The organism is Actinokineospora pegani (assembly GCF_009745975.1).
GTDB classification, from domain to species: Bacteria; Actinomycetota; Actinomycetes; order Mycobacteriales; family Pseudonocardiaceae; genus Actinokineospora; species Actinokineospora pegani.
Genome location: NZ_WHOL01000087.1, coordinates 29,512 through 47,520 on the forward strand (window position 1 = coordinate 29,512; position 18,009 = coordinate 47,520).

Here is an 18,009-nt window from a genome sequence, read left to right on the forward strand (position 1 = left end):
TCGACCGCCAGGGGCGCGACGAGCAGACAGATCCCCGTTGCGAAGACTGCCGCGCCCGCACCGGCCGCCCAGCGCCTGGCGCGCGCCGCGGACCGCGGTCCGACAGCGGGTGGACGGGCGTCGAGTGGGACGGGCACGTCCGCCATGGTCGCCGTCTTCGACTTCAGCGGGCGATCGGCGGGTTTGCGATCGCATGACGGACCGCGGGGTGCTGTCCCGTGGGCCCCACACTAACCCGGCGCTGACGCCGAGGCAGCAGCCGGTGACCACCAGCTCGAGCAGGGCACCCGGCTCGCCGACGCCGCCAACCCGCGCGGTGTCAGGGGGCGCCCCGTTCCTCCTGCGCTCCTGTGCGGACCACCGCCACAGGGCACGGGGCGTGGTGGACGACCGCGTGGCTGACCGAGCGGGTGAGCAAGCTGCGCAGGGGCCCGACGCCATGGCTGCCGACCACCAGCAGCGCCGCGTGCCGGGCTTCGTCGGCCAAGGCGTCGGCCGGGGCGTCGAAGCGGAGCACGCGGTGGACCGGGACCCCGGGGTGCCGTCGACCCGGTTCGGCCAGCGCCTCGTCGAGGAGCCGCTCACCGGCGTGGTGCTCTCCCCCCGGGTCGTCGTCCTCCTGGTGCACGAGGTCCAGCCTGTCGCCGGGCGGACTGGTCCGGGTGTGCACGGCCACCAGTTCGAGCCCGTGCCGCGCGGCGAAGTCGAAGGCGAACTCGGTCGCGCCTGCGCAGGCGCCGTCCGTTCCCACCACGACCCGGCCTCCTCCTGGCGCCGGGTCCTCGGTCCCGCGCACCACGACCAGGGGGCGGTCGCACGTGCGCAGCAGCTCCGAAGCGGTGGAGCCCAGCAGCGCCCGGGACACGGCCCCGCGCCCGGACGAGCCGACCACCACCACGTCGTCGCCGCCCGCGACCTCGGGCAGGGTCTCAGCGGCCGGGCCGGACGCCACCGCGGTCGTGACCTCGATCCCCGGGTGGTCCTGCCGGACCCTGGCCGCGACGGTCGCGAGCCGGTCCTCGGCCTCGTCGCGGACCGCGCGCTCGTCCAGCACGGTGCCGGTGGGCGGCATCGGCCACGTCATCAGGGGCGGTTGGTCGACCGGCGTCCGGTCGACGCACTCGACGATGGCCAGTCCGACCCCGCGCTGGGCCGCCTCCAGGGCGGCCCAGTCCACGGCGTGCCGGGCGCCGTCCGAGCCGTCGTGACCGACGACCACCTGTGGTGCTCGTTCATCGACCCGCATGTCACTACCTCCGGGAGTCTCGGGAGCGTGGGGCTGGTTGTCCGGCCCTGTCGGGCAGGGCCGCGGCGAGGGGGTGGGCCAGGTGGACGGCCTCGCGGCCGCCGGGGAGCGGGACCCGTTCGGCGCGGGCTTCGCTGATTGGAAGCCGAGGTCCCCGGCGGAGGCCGCGGCAGCCGGGGTCGAGGTGCTTGGCGGTGCGCGCCAGCACCCGTTCGGCGGTCTTGAGTGGGCCGGTGGAGATCTGGGTGGGTCCACAGCAGACGACCTCGTCGGGGGCGGTCACCCGCGACCCCGCGTGGTCGAGCAGCAGGACCGCGTCGAGTCCGGACGCCCGGGTGGCGAGCCTGCGCAGGCCGGAGCACCGATCGAGCCCCGCTCCGGCGTGCCATCGCCCTCCCGGTCCGGTGCGGGGACGCGAAAGCCTCGGCTCACGCCTCCCGCACCGCCGGGCAGGCGGGAGGCCACGTCACCGGCCCGAGCCCGGGAGCAGCTCCCGGAGCTTGGTCTTGGCCCCCTGCGCGATCAGGTGCAGCGCCGACGGGTCACCCTTGAGCACGGCCTGCGTGACCGACTTGACCTGCTCGAGGGTCGCGTGCGGCGGGATCGGCGGGACCTCGGGGTCGCAGCGCACGTCGAGCACCACGGGCCCGTCCGCCGCCAACGCCCGGTCCCACGCGGGGCCGAGCTGGTCGGGGTCGTCGACGGTGACGGCGTCGAGGCCCAGCGAGCGGGCGAATCCGGCGTAGTCCACGTCGGGCAGCGACTGCGACTGCTCGAACTTCGGGGACCCGCCCATCGCGCGCAGCTCCCACGTCACCTGGTTGAGGTCGTTGTTGTGGAACACGCACACCACCAGCCGCGGGTCGGACCACAGGTGGCGGTAGTGGGCGATGGTGATCAGCTCGGCCATGCCGTTCATCTGCATCGCACCGTCGCCGACCAGGGCGATCACCGGCCGGTCCGGGTGGGCGAACTTCGCCCCGATCGCGTAGGGCACACCAGGGCCCATCGTGGCCAGCGTCCCCGACAGCGTGCACCGGATCTCGTCGCGGACACGCAGGTTGCGGGCGTACCAGTTGGTCGACGACCCCGAGTCGCCGGTGACGATGGCGTTGCCGGGGATGCGCGCGGACAGCTCCGACACCACCCGCATGGGGTTCACCGGGTCGGCGGTCAACCGGGCCTGCTGGTCCACGGTCTGCCACCAGTCGGCGACGTCCTTCTCGATCTTGTCCGGCCACGACCGGTCGTCCTTGTGGCGCAACAGCGGCAGCAGCGCGTCGAGCGTGGCGGCGGCGTCGCCGACGAGGTTGACCTCCGTGGGGTAGCGCAACCCGATCATGCGCCCGTCGGTGTCGATCTGCACCGCCCGCGCCTGGTCGAGCTCCGGCAGGAACTGGGTGTAGGGGAAGTTGGACCCGACGATGAGCAGCGTGTCGCAGTCGCGCATCAGCTCATAGCTCGGCCGGGTGCCCAGCAGCCCGATCGCGCCGGTGACGTACGGCAGGTCGTCGGGCAGCACGTCCTTGCCCAACAACGCCTTCGCCACCCCGGCGCCCGTGGTCCGCGCCAGTTGACGCACCTGCTCGGCCGCGCCGCGCGCGCCCTGTCCGATCAGGACGGCCACCTTCTGCCCGGCGTTGACGACCTCCGCGGCGCGCTCGATCTCGCCCGCGGGTGGCACGCTCGTCGACCACACCCCGCTCGGCGGGCTCGACGGGACCTGTTTGAACGCGTGCTCCGGCGGGCTGTACCGCTCCTCCTGCAGGTCGGAGGGGATGATCAGCGCGGTCGGGGAGCGGGTCGCCTGCGCGGTCCGGATCGCCCGGTCCAGCGCGTTGGGCAACTGCTCGGGCACGTTGACCTCGACCAGGAACTCCGAGGCCACGTCCTTGTACAGCGCTTGGAGGTCCACTTCCTGCTGATAGGACCCGCCCATCGCGCTGCGCTCGGTCTGCCCCACGATCGCCACCACCGGCACGTGGTCGAGTTTGGCGTCGTAGAGCCCGTTGAGCAGGTGGATCGCCCCCGGCCCCGAGGTCGCCATGCACACGCCCACGTTGCCGCTGAGCTTGGCGTACCCGACCGCGGCGAACGCCGACATCTCCTCGTGCCGGGACTGGACGAACCGCGGGTGGTCGTCAGCCCGGCCGAACGCGCTGACGATGCCGTTGATCCCGTCGCCGGGATAGGCGAAAACCTGCTCGACGCCCCACTCGCGCAGCCGCCGCAACAGGTAGTCGCCGACAGTCTCGGCCATGAAGTCTCCTCGTGCCCGGTTAGCGTGCTCGGGTAGCGGCTGTCAGCCCGCGAGCCTGCGGGCGAGCAACTTCTTGCCCTGCTCCGCCCCCTTCCGGCTCTCGCCCTGGGCGCGCCGGAAGAAGTCGGCCAACTCGCTGTCGCCTTCGGTCTCGGCGTCGGCGATGTAGGTCTCCAAGCGCAAGGCGTTGCTCAGGCACGCCTCCACGAACCAGATGATGTTGTAGTCCTTGTCCTGGGTCCCGGTGACGTTGCCCGTCTCGGTGCCTGTCGACATTGTTCCTCCATTGTTGGACATCACGTTGCGATACCCGGCGGTCGGGCGCTCAAACCTGGTGCGGGCACGGTCCGACTCTCGTCGAGCGGACTCCTGGACCACGGCCTAACCGGAGAGGACTGGACCTGGCGGCGTCCCGTCCTCGGGGCCGGGCCCGTGCTCGTCCCGCGGTCTGCCCCGTTCGGGACGGGCGGTGGGCGCGGGCAGCACGAGCGCGGCGACCGCCCCCGCCATCGCGCACACGGTCAGCAGTGGGACGGAGCCCACCAACCCGCTGGCGGCCGCCAGTGCCGCGCCCGCGACGAGCGCCGTCCGGGCGCCGGGGTGCGCTGGCGAGGCGGCGCGGAACGCGGCCACGAAGTCCGGGGCCTCGCGGTCCAGTTCCCGCTCGATCGCGCTCAACCGGCGCTCCTCGTGCCTGCTCAAACCCGCGAAGTCCACCGGACACCGCCTCCTTCTCTGGTCGTCTTCCCTGGCTGCCCGTCCCGGCGCGGACCAAACCGACCCGGCGCGGCTGTTGTCGAGGCGGGCGACGGGCAGCAGCACGACCGCGGGCCCCGGCCACGGCGTCGACCGCGTTCTGCGGTCATCGATGCGGGCCTTCCCGGCGTGGTCGGCGGCCAATCCCCTGTCACACGACCGCAAAGCGATCGTCAGGCTCCCCACCGGGACGACGGCCACCGGGCGGAGCGGCCGATGGCACGGACGGGGGTCGAGCGGTGGTGGCCACGATCGTGTTTCAGGAGTTCGGGACGCCTTCTGTCGGTCACGACACGCGTTCCGACCAGCGGTCTTGCGTTGGAAACAGGTGACGGCAGGTCGCCGAGCGGAGCCGTTCGGCTACCTTCCGTCTTGACCGTGACCTGTACGTGACTAAGGTTGCGCGGTATTGACCGACGACGACGTCCGACTGGAGCGCGCATGGTGAGCCGAATGCGGTCGCTGCTCGACCAGTACCGCAGGCAGGGCGCCGCATCGCTGCTGGGCCAGGCGCGGAGCACCGTCGCCGAGATGCTCGAACCCCGTGCCGCGGCTGCCGGGCCCCTGGTGCCCATCGACGCGCCCGCGCAGGCCGACCGGCCGCGTGACGACGTGCTCGCGGCCGTGTGCGCCGGGATCGCGTTGCGGGACTTGAACCTCGTGGACTCGCTGCTCGCGGAGCTGGAGCAGATGGAGGCCGAGGAGTCCGACCCCGACGCGCTGGCCCAGCTCTACCGCCTCGACCACCTGGCCACCCGGCTGCGCCGCAACGCGGAGAACCTGCGAGTCCTGGCCGGGCAGGACGCGGGCGCCGCCGGGGACGAGACGGCCTCGCTGGTCGACGTCATCCGCGCCGCGATCTCCGCGATCGAGCAGTACCAGCGCGTGGAGGTGGGCCGGGTGGCCCAGTTGGCGGTGGTCGGCTTGGCCTCCGACGACGTCAGCAGGCTGCTCACCGAACTGCTCGACAACGCCACCGCGCAGTCGCCGCCCAGCTCCACGGTCACGGTGAGCGCCCACATCACCGAGAACGGCAGCATCCTGCTGCGCGTGGAGGACGCGGGCATCGGCCTGCCGACCGAGCGGATGGCCGAGCTGAACACCGAGCTGAACGCCGCGCCCGCCCTCGACAGCGCCGCCATCGAGCACATGGGGCTCGCGGTGGTGCGGCGGCTGGCGGAGAAGCACGGCGTGCGCGTGTGGCTGGGCCGCCGGTCGCCGCACGGCACGACCGCGTCGGTGCTGCTGCCCGCCGAGCTGGTGCGCGAGGCGCCGCAGGTGTCGTTCGCCCGCACGGCCCCAGCGCCGCGCACCTCGAGTCCCACACCGCGCGCTCCCGCCCCCGCGCCGCGGACAGCCGCCCCGTCCCGTCCGCACGTGGTCAGGGCGCGCCGGGAGGTGGCGCCGGGGGACGACGGCGGCGTGACGCTGAGCGGCCTGCCCCGCCGCGTGCCGTCGAGCCTGCGCGGCGCTGCGGCGCGCGCGGTGCCGCAGCCCGAGCGCCGGGAACCGGAGGGCGGCGAGCGGTTCTTCGCCGACCTGGCGGACTTCGACGCGGGCGAGCAGGCCGCCCGCGGCACCCTCCCCGCAGCCGAGCGCGAGGACCACCCGAGCAATGACTGACCAGTCCACTCGGCCGGACTTCGGCTGGCTGATCAACGACTTCACCCGACGGGTGCACGGCGTCACGCACGCGCTGATCCTGTCCTCCGACGGGCTGCCGCTGGTGGCCTCCGACACCGTCGGGGTGGACGCCGCCGAGCAGCTCGCGGCGATCTCCAGCGGCATGCTCAGCCTGGCCCGCAACGCCGCCGCCGTGTTCGACAAGGGCACGTGCGAACAGATCGTCGTCCGCCTCAGCGGCGGGTACTTCCTGTTCATGGACATCGGTGAGGGCGCGGGCCTCGGCGTGCTGACCTCGCCTGCGTGCGACATGAAGGTCATCGGCTACGAGATGACCAAGTTCGTCGACAACGCCGGGCACGCGCTCACACCGCAGTTGCGGGCCGACATGCGCCGCACCGTCACCGCGCGGCGTCCGGGCACGTGACCGCTGAAGGAGAAAGACCCGCAGTGACACCCAGCGCTGTGACACCCACGCCCCCTTCGCCCAGTGCCGTGCCGCCCGGCGCCATGCGCAGCACCAGGGTCCGCCCGTACGCCATCACCCGCGGCCGCACCCGGCCGAGGCACCTGCTGCTGGTGGAGACCCTGGTGTCGGTGCCCCACTACGACCCGCAGGCCAGCTCCCAGCTCATGCCCGAGACGCAGGCGCTCTACGAGCGGGCGCGGCAGCGCACGTCGGTCGCCGAGCTCTCGGCGCACCTGGACATCCCGCTGGGCGTCATCCGCGTGCTGCTCAGCGACCTCGCGGCCCAGGAGATGGTGTTCATCCACCCGACTGGTTTCGAGTACGAGTACGACGCGCACCTCCTGGAGAGGATTCTGGATGGGCTCAAGGGCGTGTGACGCCGTGCCGTTGACGATCTCGGCGAAGATCGTGGTCGCCGGTGGGTTCGGGGTCGGCAAGACGACGTTCGTGGGTTCGGTGTCCGAGGTGCCGCCGATCAACACCGAGGCGTGGATGACCGAGGCCGCCGAGGGAGTGGACCCCGTCGACCCGGAGGGCGACAAGACCACGACGACGGTCGCGATGGACTTCGGCAGGCTGACGCTGAGCGAAGACCTGGTGCTGTACCTGTTCGGCACGCCGGGCCAGCCGCGCTTCTGGTTCATGTGGGACGACCTGTCGCGCGGCGCGCTGGGCGCGGTCGTGCTGGTCGACACCCGCCGCATCGCCGAGTCGTTCGCGGCCATCAACTACTTCGAGAACGACTCGGACCTGCCGTTCGTCGTCGTGGTGAACATGTTCGACAACGTGCTCGCGCACGACCTGGACGAGGTGCGCGACGCGCTCGCGATCTCGCCGGACGTCCCGCTGGTCACCTGCGACGCGCGGGACCGCGCCTCGGTGGGCGGCGCGCTGAGAGCACTGGTCTCCTACGCGATGGACCTGAGCCTGTCCTTCGGACCGGTGTGAGTGGACGCCCTGCGGTGGAAGAGGTGGCAGCAATGCGGAAGGTGTTGATCGTCGGCGCGGGCCAGGCGGGCCTGCAACTGGCGCTCGGGTTGGTGGACGGGGGGTACGACGTCACGGTGATGTCCGCGCGGACCCCGGAGGAGATCCGGGGCGGGCGCGTGCTGTCCACGCAGTGCATGTTCGGCCCCGCGCTCCAGCACGAACGCGACCTCGGCCTGAACCTGTGGGAGGAGCAGACGCCGGACGTGCACGGCATCGGCCTGTCGCTGGGCGTCCCGACCGAGGGCGGCGGTGTCCAGCGCGTGCTCAACTGGATGGGGCTGCTCGACGAGATCGCGCAGTCGGTGGACCAGCGCGTGAAGATGGCGGGCTGGCTGGAGCTGCTGGAGGACCGCGGCGGCAGGGTCCTCTACCACGGCGTGACCACCGCCGACCTGGACTCCCTGACCGGCCTGTACGACCTGGTCGTGGTGGCGGCGGGCAAGGGCGAGCTGGTCCAGTTGTTCGACCGGGACGCCGAGCGGTCCCCGTACCGGACGGCCCAGCGCATCCTGTCGGTGGCCTACGTGCACGGCATGGCGCCCCGCCCCGAGCACCCGGACGTGCGCGCGGTGCGGTTCAACGCCGTGCCGGGCGTCGGCGAGCTGTTCGCCATCCCCGGTTCCACCTTCAGCGGGCCGTGCGACATCCTGTTCTTCGAGGGCGTCCCCGGCGGGCCGCTGGACTGCTGGCACGACCGGCCGGACTCGGCCGAGCACCTCGACCGGATGTTGCGCCTGATGCGCGAGTTCATGCCGTGGGAGTACGAGCGCTGCGGTTCGGTCGAGCTGACCGACGCGCGGGCCACGCTGACCGGCGCCTACCCGCCGGTGGTGCGCAAGCCGGTGGGCAGGCTGCCCTCGGGCGGCCGGGTGCTCGGCATGGCGGACGTGGTGGTCGCCAACGACCCGCTCACCGGCCAGGGCTCGAACAACGCCGCCAAGTGCGCGGCGTCCTATTTAGACAGCATCCGGGCGCGCGGCGACCAGCCGTTCGACGAGGAGTGGATGTCGGGCGCGTTCGAGTCGTACTGGGAGCACGCCCAGCACGCCACGCTGTGGACCAACGCCATGCTCCAGCCGCCGCCCGAGCACATCATGCGCATCTTCGACACCGCGACCGAGGTCCCGGCGGTGGCCAAGCGGTTCGTCAACGCCTTCGCCGACCCCTCGGACCTGCAGCACTGGTTCTTCGACCCGAACCTGGCCGACCGCTACCTGGCCTCGGTCAGCCCAGGAACCGGTGGGTGACTCGGCGGATCGGAGTGCGCGGGGGGCGCGTTCGGAGCCGTCGCATGGCGGTTCCGCCGCCGTGGTGCGGGGTGCTGCGCGGGGTGCTGCGCGGGCTGCCGGGGTCTGACGACCTCGTCCTCCCCGCACCCCGCCGGGCACCGCGGGAGCTGTGAGCAGAGCACCACCGGCCCGGAGTTGGAGCGTACCTCGAACGACCCGTCGGCGCGCGGGGCCACGGTGACCACGATCGGGCTAATCGTGGTCACCGTGGCCCCGGTGTCGCGGTGGGCGTGGTCCTTGGTGCGTCGGCGGAACGCGGTCGCGGCGATGGCGCACAAGGCCGCCGACCACAGCAGGCCCAGGAGGGAGTAGCCCCAGGACGCCTCGGTGGTGAAGCCCGCGGTGGCGCCTGACTGCATGGGGCCGTAGGTGGGGGCGAAGCGCACGACGCCCTGGTCGGGTGATGGGTTGGTGATTGGGGTTCTGGACATCACCTCGACCAGGCTGACAGGCCGCGACCGACAGCACGCACCCGTCGAGCAGCACCGGGTGCCCGACCGGCGTCGGCGGTGGTGGCGGTGATCGAGTGGAAGGCCGGGCCGGTGTCCAGGCCGATCCGGTGGAACGCCGCGCAGAGGTCGTCGGGCGCCGCGGGGGCGTCCCGGGAGTTCCAGCGCCGGGGGCGGGTCGACCGGTCCCTCGCAGCGGACACCCCAAGCTGAGCTTGCTGGGGGCCAAGCTGGCCGGGCTCGTCCTCATCTCCGTGCTGACCGCGGTCTACGCGACCATCGTCATGGACCTGTTCTGGGAACCGCGCCCGCCCCCGCTCATCGCCTTCAACCTGTCCACCAGCGCGCTGACCTACGGCGGCCTGGGCATGGTCCGCCTCCTGCCCACCTACGGGCCGCCGCCGTCGCCGGGTTCACCGACGGCGGCGCGTTCGGCCACGCCCTGCTCGGATCGCTGTGGCTGCTGGTCTTCGGCCTGGTGGGCGCCACCGCCTTCCACTGGCGCACCAAGAACCACGCCGACCACAGCACGGCCGCCGAACCGCGGACAGCCGCGGTCGTCATCACCACCCGCGCGGACGGCACCCTGCTCGTCGAGTCGACGGTGGGCCCGATCGTGCTGTGCTCGCGACTCCCCCGCTGCCCCACCGACTGCGACACCTCCGTGCCGCGGCCACGCTCCCGCCGATCGCGCGCGGAGCGGACAACGGCGATCGAGGTGTCCTGACCGCGCGCCGCGCCCGATCGGACGAGGGCGGCGGTCCCCCGGTCAGCGGCGGCCGGTGGCCAGGATGACGAGGAACTGGCCGCCACCCGCCTCGACGTTCGCGGTCACCGGCAGCCCAGGCACCAGCCGGGAGAACCGGTCCACCAACCAGTCCGCGGCCTCCCGGGCGTCCTGCTCGGTCGGGCAGCGGGCCACCATCTCACGGCCGCCCTTGCGCTCCAACCGCCCGGCGACGGTGATCAGCGGCGCGGGCTCGGCCACGTGCAGGCGCTCCGGCCAGGCGATGACCACCTTGACCGCGCCCTTGCGCGAGTTGCACCCGCGGTGCGCGAGCCGCTCGACGACCTTGGCCTTCCGATCGGCGGTCCGGCTGTCGACGCTGGGGCCCCGCGCGTCGTTCACCGACCTGTCGGGGTCGACCGGCTCGTCGCACACCCAGCACCGCCAGCCGTCGCGCTCGGCCACATCGTCGAGGAGAGTCACCCGGTCAACCTAGCCTGCTCGGCCGCCGCGCCCCGCGCCCAGGTGAGCGCCACCGGTCTCCGTGGTCTGCTCCGCCACGAGACCGCGCGAATAGGCTACGGCGATGGACCGCCCAACCGACGAGCCCGGGAGCTCCGCCGAGACCGCGCACCGGGCACAGGTGAACGACTACGACAGCTTCGCTGAGGCGTACTCGGCGGAGAACGAGAACAACCTCGTGAACGCGTACTACGAGCGGCCCGCGATGTTGGCCCTCGCGGGCGAGGTGACGGGTCGTCGGGTCCTGGACGCCGGTTGCGGCTCGGGCTCCCTGTCCGCCGCGCTGCGCGACCGCGGCGCGGTCGTCACCGGCATCGACGCCAGCGCCGCGATGCTGGCGTTGGCGAGGCGGCGCCTCGGTGTCGACGCGGCCCTGCACGTGGGCGACCTGAACGGGCGCCTGCCCTTCGCCGACGGCGCGTTCGACGACGTGGTCGCGTCGCTGGTGCTGCACTACCTGCGCGACTGGGGGCCCGCGCTGGCCGAGTTGCGGCGGGTGCTCAAGCCCGGTGGGCGGCTGATCGCGTCGGTGGACCACCCTTTCGTCGCCTACACGATCCAGGACCCCCGGCCCGACTACTTCGCGACCACCAGCCACACCTTCGACTGGACGTTCACCGGGAGACCCGTCCCGATGAGGTTCTGGCGCAGACCGCTGCACGCGATGACCGACGCCTTCACCACGGCGGGCTTCCGCCTCACCACCATCAGCGAGCCGCAACCCCACCCGGCCGCCCATGAGCTGTTCCCCGCCGACTCCCACGGCCTCTCGACCACACCCACCTTCCTGTTCTTCGTCGTCGAGGCGCCGCCGTCGGCCACCGGTTCGGGCGGTGTCAGTCGTTGACGTCCGGGCGCACGACTGCGACCGGGCAGCCCGCGTGCCGGACCAGGGCCTGGCTGGTCGAGCCGAGGAGCAGCCCGGCCAGGCGGCCCCTGCCGCGGGAGCCGACGACGACGAGGCAGGCGCGCTGGGACAGGTCGACCAGCAGCGAGGCGGGCGAGGCCCGGGACACCACCCGCTCGACGGTGATCCCGGGGTGCTCGTCCCGCCAGGGCCGCAGGGCCCGGCTGACCACGTCCTCGGCGTTCGCGGCGACCGGTGTCCAGTCGATGCCCGGGTACCCGCCGGGGCTCAGTCCGTCCATGGCGAACCCACCCCAGGCATGGGCGACGGTGACGGCGGTGTCCTCAACGGCGGCCTGGGCGAAGGCGAAGCGCAGCACCGCCTCGTCGCCGTCGCCACCGTCCACCCCGGCCAGGACCCCGGCACCACCGTGCCCGTCGCCGCGCACCACCACGACCGGGGTCGAACCCCGCGCGGTGAGACCGGCGCTGACGGACCCCAGCAGCAGTCCGGAGAACCCACCGACGCCCCGGGAGCCGAGCACGGTGAGCGCCGCGCCCTCGCCCGCCGCGCGCAGGGTCGGGACGACCTCGCCCTCCAGGACCTCGGTCGTCACCGCCACACCGGGCGCGGTGTCGGCCACGACCACCTCGGCGGCGTCGAGCACCGCACGGCTCTGGGCGTCCATGTCCGCCCGCAACTGCCGGCCGACCGCCGGGCTGTCGGGGTAGCCGCTGACCGGCCACTGGTGGACGGAGACGATTCGCAACGCGCAGTGGCGGCGATCGGCCGCGCGGGCAGCCCAGCGCAGGGCGGCGGTCGAGGACTCCGAGCCGTCGACGGCGGCGAGCACCGGCGGACCGCTGGCGGGTGTCACCAACGGGACCACCAGCCGGTCATATCCTCTTCCCCACGCTGAGCAGCACGGCGGAGTCCTCGAGCGCGTCGAGCGTGTGCCGGGCGCTGGGCACGACGATCACGTCGCCCGGCGACCCGTCCCAGTGTTCGCTCCCCGCGCTCAGGCGCACCCGCCCGTGCAACACGTGCACAGTGGCCTCCCCCGGGCCGTCATGCTCGTCGAGCCCGTTGCCCGCTGCCAGCGCGATCAGGGTTTGCCGCAGCACGTGTTCGTGTCCGCCGAACACGGTTCGCGCGCTGCGTCCGCTGGACGCCTGCCGGGCCAGTTCCAACTGCTCGCGGGCGATGGCGGTCAGCGACATCTTCTCCGACATGGTCGAACCTCCCTGGTCACCGTTCGGTGGACGTGGTGGCGCCGACGGTGTGCACTGGCTCCAACCGCATTCCCGACGATACGCGCCCACACAGCTTTCGCCGGGCGGCCGGCACGTGCGGGGCGGTCCCCGTCTCGCCGTGTCGGATCGCCCGTGGCGGAGTAAGGTTGTGATGTCGAGAGCGACTCGCCCTGCACTGTGCGCCTTGTGGGCGATGCTCGCGGTTGAGGCGGCAACCTGGACTTGCCGATGTCCACCGGCGGCACCGGCGAGAACACTCCCACTGTGCGCGGTCGCCGTGGACCGGCTCGGCTTTCCTGGGCGTCATCGCGGTTTCTCCGCGCACCGCCGAACCCCACCACCACGAGGAGTCCCCATGCGTCCGATCCTGCCCCCGTCACCTGTTCTCGTGGGCGTCGACGGTTCCGCCTCGGCGGAGCACGCGGCCAAGTGGGCGGCGGTGGAGGCGGAACGCAGGAAGGTGCCGCTGCGGCTGCTGTTCGCGCTCAACCTCGCCATCTACGCCCAGGCGCGTGGTTTCGGCGTGCCGCGCGACTTCCTCGAGGTGATCAAGGCCGATGGGCACCGGGTGCTCGACGAGCTGCGCGACTCGATCGGCGGCGCGCACCCCGCGCTGGTGGTCGAGACCGAACTGCGGGACTGCGACGCCGTGCCCGCGCTGGTCGGCGAGTCCGCCACGGCCTGCCTGGTCGTGTTGGGCTCTCGGGGTCTCGGCGGCTTCAGCGGCATCCTGGTCGGGTCGACCGCGGTCGCCCTGGCTGCGCGCGGCCGCTGCCCGGTGGCGGTGATCCGCGGCGGGGCCGACGACGCGGGGCCGGCACCGGCCGGGCCCGTGGTGGTCGGTGTCGACGACACGCCCACCGGTGAGGTGGCGTTGGCGGCGGCGTTCGACCAGGCGTCCTCGCGCGGTGCCGACCTCGTGGCCGTGCGGGCCTGGCAGGTCTCCTCGATCGCCGTCCACGCGCACGCCCACCAGTACACAAAGGACTGGTCCGCGATGGAGGACCGTGAGCGCGAGTCGCTGGACGCACGGGTGGCGGGCTGGTCGGAGAAGTACCCGGAGGTGGCCGTGCGCCGTGTCGTCAGCCGCCACCGGCCCGTGCGCGGCCTGCTGGAGAACTCGGTGGACGCGCGACTGCTGGTGGTGGGCAGTCGCGGGCACGGTGGTGTCGCAGGCGTGCTGCTGGGTTCCACCAGCCAGGCTTTGATCTACCACGCGACCTGCCCGCTCCTCGTCGTGCGCGCCACCGATCCGCGGTGACACGCGGCTTCACCGGACCACGATCCGATGAAGCGTCGCGGCCGACTGTTTACCGACTGTGCCTGAACCCCGCACAGCGGACCTCGGATGCGAGAAAATGGACCCCAAAGGGTGATCGCGTGCTCGCCCAACCGCGTGGTGATGGACAGCGTCCGTAGTCGTGCGGAGAATTTTGGTCATGGCCCACCCCGAGGAACTGGCGACCCTGGACCTGCACTCGGTCTGGACGACGGCCGACGAGCTGACGGCGGCGTTCGACCCGTTCCGCTTCGAGCAGCGGATGGCCGCCTACCGGCTGATGATCGAGAACACCAACCAGGCGGAGGGGTTCGGCGCCGACAACCGGCACAACCCGCTGTGGGGCCTGATGTTCCAGCACCAGTGGCAGTTCCGCACTGGCAGGCTCGGCTTGGACACCGTGCGGGACGGGCGGATCGACCCGGACTCGCCGTGGGGCTACGGGAACTACACGCTCAGCGTCGTGCCGTGGCTGGGGGCCGTGGCCGCCGGGGTGGTGCCCGACCTGCCGGTCGCCGACCCGCCGCGCCGCTCGCGGTTCCGGTACGTCACGGGCGGGGTCGTGCCGGAGGAGCTCGTCGCCGGGGTGGCCGACTGGCGCGCCTACTTCGCCCTGGTGAGCGGGAGCGGGTCGGCGGACCCGGAACCGGCGCGGCTGGCGCTGTGGAAGGCGCACAAGACGTGCTTGGACGTGGTGGTCGACGCGCTCGCCGAGGTCGACACCACGCCGTGGCCCGAGCAGGAGGTCACGTTCCTGCGCGGCTGGTGCCGGATGGTCGACTACCTGTGGGCGGCGGCCTGGCCGACCGATTTCGCCTTCATGACCGCGCACGGCCTCGACGTGCTGCCCGAGACGCTGCTCACCACGCCCGAGGACGTCCGCGCGCTGCCGGACAAGGCCCGCGGCAACGTCGGCAACGTGATCCGGCTGGCGACCACGCCGAAGTGGCGCTACGACCTCAACCTGTTCCTCTGGAAGCGGATCATGCGGACCCGCGAGGCACGCGCCCAGGTGCTGCCGCTGCTCGACGCGGTGTTCAACCCTCGACCGGAGAACGCCGCCCAGCGCCGCAAGCTGATCGGCTACCTGCTCCGCCCCTGATGCCCCCGTGGTGGGGCCGTCAGCCCCGCAGCGCGGTCACCCGCTCGGTGGAGGCCGCGCGCAGGGCCGGGTAAGCGCCCGCGAGCAACCCGACAGCGGCGCCGATCAGCGGGGCCGGGTAGACCGCCCCGAGTGGCAGGACGGCCGTCCAGTCCTTGATCAGTGCCACCGCCAGCACCGTGAGCACGCCCAGGCTCGCCCCCACCAGACCGCCCACCAGGCCCAGCGCCCCGGACTCGGCGAATGAACTGCGCGGCGATGTGGTGTCGACGCGCGCCCAGCGCCCGCCGCAGCCCGATCTCCGGGCGCCGTTCCATCACCGAGACCAGCGTCGTGTTCGCGATCCCCACCGCGCCGATCACCAACGACAGCCCCGCCAGCAGGACCAGCAGGCTGTCGACGTCCCCGGTGACCGAGTCCCGCAACGACCTCGGGTCCGGGGGCGCGGTCGCCGACAGCGCCGACGGGTTGTCCGGTCGCAGGGCGAGCGGGAGCTGCGAGGCGATCAGCGGGGCACTGCCGAGCGCCGTCTCGACCAGCATCCGCGCCGGGTCGTCCGGCGAGGGCAGCCCGTAGCGGGCTTTGGCCGTCTCGGTGGGGATCACCACCCCCAACGCCAACTGCGGCAGGCGTTCGGGCGTCCCGACAATCCCGATCACCGTGTACGCCTGGTTCCCCACGAACACAGCGGGCTGCGCGTCCAACCGGGTGATGCCCAGTTGCGCGGCCGCCGCCGACCCGAGCAGCGCGACCTGCTCGCCCCGCTCGTGGAACGGGTCGAGCAGCGTTCCCGTGACCACGGACGCGTGCGCGGCCCGCAACGCCCCGGGCGAGGCCGCGTAAACGTCCAGCGGCCGCGTGTCCCGTGGCGTGGGAAGCGCTCGCGCGCTGACCGAGGTCCCCTGCGGCAAGGGGACTTTCCAGTACCGGCCGGCGGCCACGACCCCGTTGAGCGCCTCGACCCGTGCGTCCGCGTCCGCCGGGAAGCTCAGGACCGGGTCGGTGGTCCGCGTCCTGGCCGCCGCGTCCTCGACGGTGACCTCGGTGGCGCCCAGGACCGAGAAGCGCGCGCTGATCTGTCCCGCCGAGGTGGCGGTGAACCCGAGGATCGCCACCAGCGACGCCGTGCCGATCACCGTGCCCAGCATCGTGAGCAGGGAGCGCGCGGGGCGTTGCAGCAGGCCGGTCAGCGCCTCCGCGGTCAGGTCTTTGAGGGCCAGGTGCGAGCGCCGGTCAGGCATGGCAGGCGAGCCTGCCGTCGCGGATCGACACCACTCGGGTGGCGCGGGCGGCCACCTCCGGGTCGTGGGTGATCATGATGATGGTGTGGCCGTCGGCGTTGAGGGTGTCGAACAGGTCCAGCACCGAGGCCGATGTCGCGGTGTCGAGGTTTCCCGTCGGCTCGTCGCACAGCAGCAGCGAGGGGCGGGTCACCACCGCCCGCGCGATGGCCACGCGTTGTCGCTCGCCGCCGGACATCGTGGTGGGGAGGGCGTCGGCGCGGTGGGGCAGGCCCACCCGGTCCAGGGCGGCTTGGGCGCGAAGGCGCCGGTCTCGGCGCAGGTCCCGGTTGTAGAGCATGGCCAGTTCCACGTTCTCCGTGGCCGTTCTGTGCGGGAGGAGGTGGAAGGACTGGAAGGCGAAACCGATGTCGGTGCCTCGAACGGCGGTGCGGTCGGCGTCGGAGAGGGTGCTGACGTCAGCGCCGTTGAGCTCGTAGACGCCGCCGGTCGGGGTGTCGAGGAGACCCAGGAGGTGCAGGAGGGTGGACTTGCCGGAGCCGGACGGGCCGACGACCGCGACGTAGTCCCGGGGGTGCACGCGTAGATCGGTCTCGCGCAGGGCGTGCACTGGTGGGGTGCCGGGATAGGTGCGGTGCACGCCGCGCAGGGCGATGACCGGGCTCACCGGCCGACCACCACCTTGTCGCCCTCGGCGAGCGCGCCGGAGACCGGGTCGACCTCGACGAAGCCGCCGCCGGAGCGGCCCGCGCGCACTTCCACGGCGTGCTGCGCGCCCGACGCGTCGACCACGACGACGTGGGTGCGGCCGTCCGCCGAGGAGGTGACGGCAGCCGACGGGACCGCGAGGACCGGGCCCGCCGTCGCACCGGAGCGGAGGGTGAGGCGCACGTCCTGGCCGATGAGCCCGGGGTCGAGCGGGGCGTCCGGCACGATCGTGGCGGTCGCCTGCCGCTGTTGGCCTTCGGCCGTGGACGTGTCGCCCGCGGGTTGCTCGCCCACCGCGCCGACGGTGCCGGTGCCGTGGAAACCGGTGACCTCGGAGTCGATCTCGGCGGTGCCGCCGGGCTTGACCTGGTCGCGGTCGGCCGGGTCAAGCCCGGCGACCACTTGGAGCCTGCCGGAGGACAGCGTCACCAGCGGCGCCTCCACCGGGGCGCCGACCTCGGCCGTGGACGCGGTGACCCGGGCCGGGAAGGTGGGCAGGAACGCCACCTCCGCCGCGGGCACCACCGGCCCGGACCTGGCCTGCGCCTCGGCCAGCGCCCGCCGCGCGGTGGCCAGGTCGGCCGCGGCGTCGGCGACCGCGTGCCGGTTGGGCTGTGGGGCGGCCTCCCTGGCGTCGCGCAGGGTGCGCTCGGCCTGGGTGCGGGCCTGCTGCGCGGCCTTGACCGCCGTGTCGTCGCCGGTGGTCAGCGAGCTGAAGCCGAGGTCGTCGTAGAAGTCCCGCACGGCCTCCTTGGTGGCGGCGCCGAACTCGCCCGCCGGGTCGCCCGTCGAGGGGTAGCCGAGGTCGTCGAGCGCGGCCCGCAGCGCTGCGATGTCGTCGCCGGTGGCCCCCGGCCGCATGTCGCGGTAGGCGGGGACGTCGCCGCGCAGCGCCACCAGCGGGCGGCCCGCCACCTCGACGACCACCTCCTCGGCCGCCACGGTGTCCCCGGTCCGCTTGCGAATCCCGGACACCAGCGGCTTGGCGGCGGTCTCGGTCGCGGTGGGCGCGGGCGTCACCCGCACATCCTCGGCCCCGGACACGGTGCCGCGGACCACGAGCACGGAGCCGACGACCCTGCGCTCCACCGCCGCGGTGAGCGTGCTCGGCGCGACCGGACCTTGCTCGGCCGCCACCTGCGCGGGCGATTTCACGAACCGCGCGCCGACGACCCCGCCCGCGGTGACGAGCACCAGTGCGCCGAGCACGCCGAGCAGGAGGCGCTTGCGCTTGCTGTCCGGTCCCAT

The 18,009-nt window shown here is 73.0% G+C and carries 21 protein-coding genes; 9 read left to right on the plus strand and 12 right to left on the minus strand.

Annotation, left to right across the window (positions count from 1 at the left end; translation table 11 throughout):
• Window positions 1-319: 319 nt before the first annotated feature.
• From GCL84_RS15240 to GCL84_RS29300, 4 genes are all read right to left on the minus strand, one after another.
• Entirely contained in the window at window positions 320-1,246 is a 927-nt protein-coding gene (locus tag GCL84_RS15240; protein ID WP_156756132.1) for a universal stress protein, read from the minus strand.
• A gap of 466 nt (window positions 1,247-1,712) precedes the next feature.
• On the minus strand, window positions 1,713-3,506 hold the full coding sequence (locus GCL84_RS15245; protein WP_156756133.1) for a thiamine pyrophosphate-requiring protein: 1,794 nt from the start codon (window positions 3,504-3,506) through the stop codon (window positions 1,713-1,715).
• A gap of 42 nt (window positions 3,507-3,548) precedes the next feature.
• Complete coding sequence (locus tag GCL84_RS15250; protein WP_156756134.1) at window positions 3,549-3,782, minus strand: hypothetical protein; 234 nt, start codon at window positions 3,780-3,782, stop codon at window positions 3,549-3,551.
• Between the two features lie 105 nt (window positions 3,783-3,887).
• The gene (locus GCL84_RS29300; RefSeq protein WP_197523271.1) at window positions 3,888-4,223 is read right to left on the minus strand and encodes a DUF3040 domain-containing protein; all 336 of its coding nucleotides are present in this window, start codon (window positions 4,221-4,223) and stop codon (window positions 3,888-3,890) included.
• A 480-nt stretch (window positions 4,224-4,703) separates the two neighbouring features.
• On the opposite strand from GCL84_RS29300, the gene GCL84_RS15260 reads away from it, so the two are divergent.
• From GCL84_RS15260 to GCL84_RS15280, 5 genes are all read left to right on the plus strand, one after another.
• Window positions 4,704-5,885: a sensor histidine kinase gene (locus GCL84_RS15260; RefSeq protein WP_156756136.1), complete on the plus strand. Its 1,182-nt coding sequence runs from the start codon at window positions 4,704-4,706 to the stop codon at window positions 5,883-5,885.
• The gene (locus GCL84_RS15265; protein WP_156756137.1) at window positions 5,878-6,312 is read left to right on the plus strand and encodes a roadblock/LC7 domain-containing protein; all 435 of its coding nucleotides are present in this window, start codon (window positions 5,878-5,880) and stop codon (window positions 6,310-6,312) included. Before GCL84_RS15260 ends, GCL84_RS15265 begins: the two co-directional genes overlap by 8 nt.
• Window positions 6,313-6,395: 83 nt before the next feature.
• Window positions 6,396-6,731: a DUF742 domain-containing protein gene (locus GCL84_RS15270; protein ID WP_156756138.1), complete on the plus strand. Its 336-nt coding sequence runs from the start codon at window positions 6,396-6,398 to the stop codon at window positions 6,729-6,731.
• Window positions 6,712-7,302: a GTP-binding protein gene (locus GCL84_RS15275; protein ID WP_156756139.1), complete on the plus strand. Its 591-nt coding sequence runs from the start codon at window positions 6,712-6,714 to the stop codon at window positions 7,300-7,302. The genes GCL84_RS15270 and GCL84_RS15275 overlap by 20 nt, the downstream gene beginning before the upstream one ends.
• A gap of 32 nt (window positions 7,303-7,334) precedes the next feature.
• The gene (locus tag GCL84_RS15280) at window positions 7,335-8,591 is read left to right on the plus strand and encodes a styrene monooxygenase/indole monooxygenase family protein (protein WP_156756140.1); all 1,257 of its coding nucleotides are present in this window, start codon (window positions 7,335-7,337) and stop codon (window positions 8,589-8,591) included.
• On the opposite strand, the gene GCL84_RS15285 is transcribed toward GCL84_RS15280, so the two are convergent.
• Both GCL84_RS15285 and GCL84_RS15290 read right to left on the minus strand, forming a co-directional pair.
• Window positions 8,555-9,064 (minus strand): hypothetical protein, encoded by a 510-nt coding sequence (locus GCL84_RS15285; protein WP_156756141.1) that lies wholly within the window; start codon window positions 9,062-9,064, stop codon window positions 8,555-8,557. The two genes, GCL84_RS15280 and GCL84_RS15285, sit on opposite strands and share 37 nt — an antisense overlap.
• Window positions 9,064-9,285 carry a hypothetical protein gene (locus tag GCL84_RS15290; RefSeq protein ID WP_156756142.1) on the minus strand — a complete coding sequence of 74 codons (222 nt, stop codon included), beginning with the start codon at window positions 9,283-9,285 and terminating at the stop codon, window positions 9,064-9,066. The genes GCL84_RS15285 and GCL84_RS15290 overlap by 1 nt, the downstream gene beginning before the upstream one ends.
• 275 nt (window positions 9,286-9,560) lie before the next feature.
• Between GCL84_RS15290 and GCL84_RS15295 the strand changes: the two genes are divergently transcribed.
• Window positions 9,561-9,809, plus strand: coding sequence for a hypothetical protein (locus tag GCL84_RS15295; RefSeq protein ID WP_156756143.1), 249 nt, complete (start codon window positions 9,561-9,563; stop codon window positions 9,807-9,809).
• A gap of 42 nt (window positions 9,810-9,851) precedes the next feature.
• On the opposite strand, the gene GCL84_RS15300 is transcribed toward GCL84_RS15295, so the two are convergent.
• The gene (locus GCL84_RS15300; RefSeq protein WP_156756144.1) at window positions 9,852-10,292 is read right to left on the minus strand and encodes a hypothetical protein; all 441 of its coding nucleotides are present in this window, start codon (window positions 10,290-10,292) and stop codon (window positions 9,852-9,854) included.
• Window positions 10,293-10,395: 103 nt separating this feature from the next.
• Between GCL84_RS15300 and GCL84_RS15305 the strand changes: the two genes are divergently transcribed.
• The gene (locus GCL84_RS15305; RefSeq protein WP_156756145.1) at window positions 10,396-11,178 is read left to right on the plus strand and encodes a class I SAM-dependent methyltransferase; all 783 of its coding nucleotides are present in this window, start codon (window positions 10,396-10,398) and stop codon (window positions 11,176-11,178) included.
• Here the strand turns inward: GCL84_RS15305 and GCL84_RS15310 are convergent.
• The gene (locus GCL84_RS15310) at window positions 11,168-12,055 is read right to left on the minus strand and encodes a universal stress protein (protein WP_156756146.1); all 888 of its coding nucleotides are present in this window, start codon (window positions 12,053-12,055) and stop codon (window positions 11,168-11,170) included. The two genes, GCL84_RS15305 and GCL84_RS15310, sit on opposite strands and share 11 nt — an antisense overlap.
• 19 nt (window positions 12,056-12,074) lie before the next feature.
• Window positions 12,075-12,410, minus strand: a complete 336-nt coding sequence (locus tag GCL84_RS15315; protein ID WP_156756147.1) for a cupin domain-containing protein — start codon at window positions 12,408-12,410, stop codon at window positions 12,075-12,077.
• 376 nt (window positions 12,411-12,786) lie between these two features.
• Between GCL84_RS15315 and GCL84_RS15320 the strand changes: the two genes are divergently transcribed.
• Both GCL84_RS15320 and GCL84_RS15325 read left to right on the plus strand, forming a co-directional pair.
• Window positions 12,787-13,692 carry a universal stress protein gene (locus tag GCL84_RS15320; RefSeq protein WP_156756148.1) on the plus strand — a complete coding sequence of 302 codons (906 nt, stop codon included), beginning with the start codon at window positions 12,787-12,789 and terminating at the stop codon, window positions 13,690-13,692.
• Window positions 13,693-13,870: 178 nt separating this feature from the next.
• Window positions 13,871-14,812 (plus strand): Leg1-related protein, encoded by a 942-nt coding sequence (locus GCL84_RS15325; protein WP_235926279.1) that lies wholly within the window; start codon window positions 13,871-13,873, stop codon window positions 14,810-14,812.
• Here GCL84_RS15325 and GCL84_RS15330 read toward each other — a convergent pair.
• From GCL84_RS15330 to GCL84_RS15340, 3 genes are read right to left on the minus strand one after another with little or no spacing between them, the layout of a single operon-like run.
• Complete coding sequence (locus tag GCL84_RS15330) at window positions 14,794-16,053, minus strand: ABC transporter permease (RefSeq protein ID WP_197523272.1); 1,260 nt, start codon at window positions 16,051-16,053, stop codon at window positions 14,794-14,796. The two genes, GCL84_RS15325 and GCL84_RS15330, sit on opposite strands and share 19 nt — an antisense overlap.
• Window positions 16,046-16,720, minus strand: a complete 675-nt coding sequence (locus tag GCL84_RS15335) for an ABC transporter ATP-binding protein (protein WP_156756149.1) — start codon at window positions 16,718-16,720, stop codon at window positions 16,046-16,048. Before GCL84_RS15335 ends, GCL84_RS15330 begins: the two co-directional genes overlap by 8 nt.
• Complete coding sequence (locus GCL84_RS15340) at window positions 16,717-18,009, minus strand: peptidoglycan-binding protein (protein WP_156756150.1); 1,293 nt, start codon at window positions 18,007-18,009, stop codon at window positions 16,717-16,719. The genes GCL84_RS15335 and GCL84_RS15340 overlap by 4 nt, the downstream gene beginning before the upstream one ends.

Excerpts from the sequence above, each read along its gene's own strand:
- GCL84_RS15240 (WP_156756132.1), bottom strand. The coding sequence starts at position 1,246 with ATGCGGGTCGATGAACGAGCACCACAGGTGGTCGTCGGTCACGACGGC.
- GCL84_RS15245 (WP_156756133.1), bottom strand. The coding sequence starts at position 3,506 with ATGGCCGAGACTGTCGGCGACTACCTGTTGCGGCGGCTGCGCGAGTGG.
- GCL84_RS15250 (WP_156756134.1), bottom strand. The coding sequence starts at position 3,782 with ATGTCGACAGGCACCGAGACGGGCAACGTCACCGGGACCCAGGACAAG.
- GCL84_RS15260 (WP_156756136.1), top strand. The coding sequence starts at position 4,704 with ATGGTGAGCCGAATGCGGTCGCTGCTCGACCAGTACCGCAGGCAGGGC.
- GCL84_RS15265 (WP_156756137.1), top strand. The coding sequence starts at position 5,878 with ATGACTGACCAGTCCACTCGGCCGGACTTCGGCTGGCTGATCAACGAC.
- GCL84_RS15270 (WP_156756138.1), top strand. The coding sequence starts at position 6,396 with ATGCGCAGCACCAGGGTCCGCCCGTACGCCATCACCCGCGGCCGCACC.
- GCL84_RS15275 (WP_156756139.1), top strand. The coding sequence starts at position 6,712 with ATGGGCTCAAGGGCGTGTGACGCCGTGCCGTTGACGATCTCGGCGAAG.
- GCL84_RS15280 (WP_156756140.1), top strand. The coding sequence starts at position 7,335 with ATGCGGAAGGTGTTGATCGTCGGCGCGGGCCAGGCGGGCCTGCAACTG.
- GCL84_RS15285 (WP_156756141.1), bottom strand. The coding sequence starts at position 9,064 with ATGTCCAGAACCCCAATCACCAACCCATCACCCGACCAGGGCGTCGTG.
- GCL84_RS15305 (WP_156756145.1), top strand. The coding sequence starts at position 10,396 with ATGGACCGCCCAACCGACGAGCCCGGGAGCTCCGCCGAGACCGCGCAC.
- GCL84_RS15315 (WP_156756147.1), bottom strand. The coding sequence starts at position 12,410 with ATGTCGGAGAAGATGTCGCTGACCGCCATCGCCCGCGAGCAGTTGGAA.
- GCL84_RS15320 (WP_156756148.1), top strand. The coding sequence starts at position 12,787 with ATGCGTCCGATCCTGCCCCCGTCACCTGTTCTCGTGGGCGTCGACGGT.
- GCL84_RS15325 (WP_235926279.1), top strand. The coding sequence starts at position 13,871 with ATGGCCCACCCCGAGGAACTGGCGACCCTGGACCTGCACTCGGTCTGG.
- GCL84_RS15330 (WP_197523272.1), bottom strand. The coding sequence starts at position 16,053 with ATGCCTGACCGGCGCTCGCACCTGGCCCTCAAAGACCTGACCGCGGAG.
- GCL84_RS15340 (WP_156756150.1), bottom strand. The coding sequence starts at position 18,009 with ATGGGACCGGACAGCAAGCGCAAGCGCCTCCTGCTCGGCGTGCTCGGC.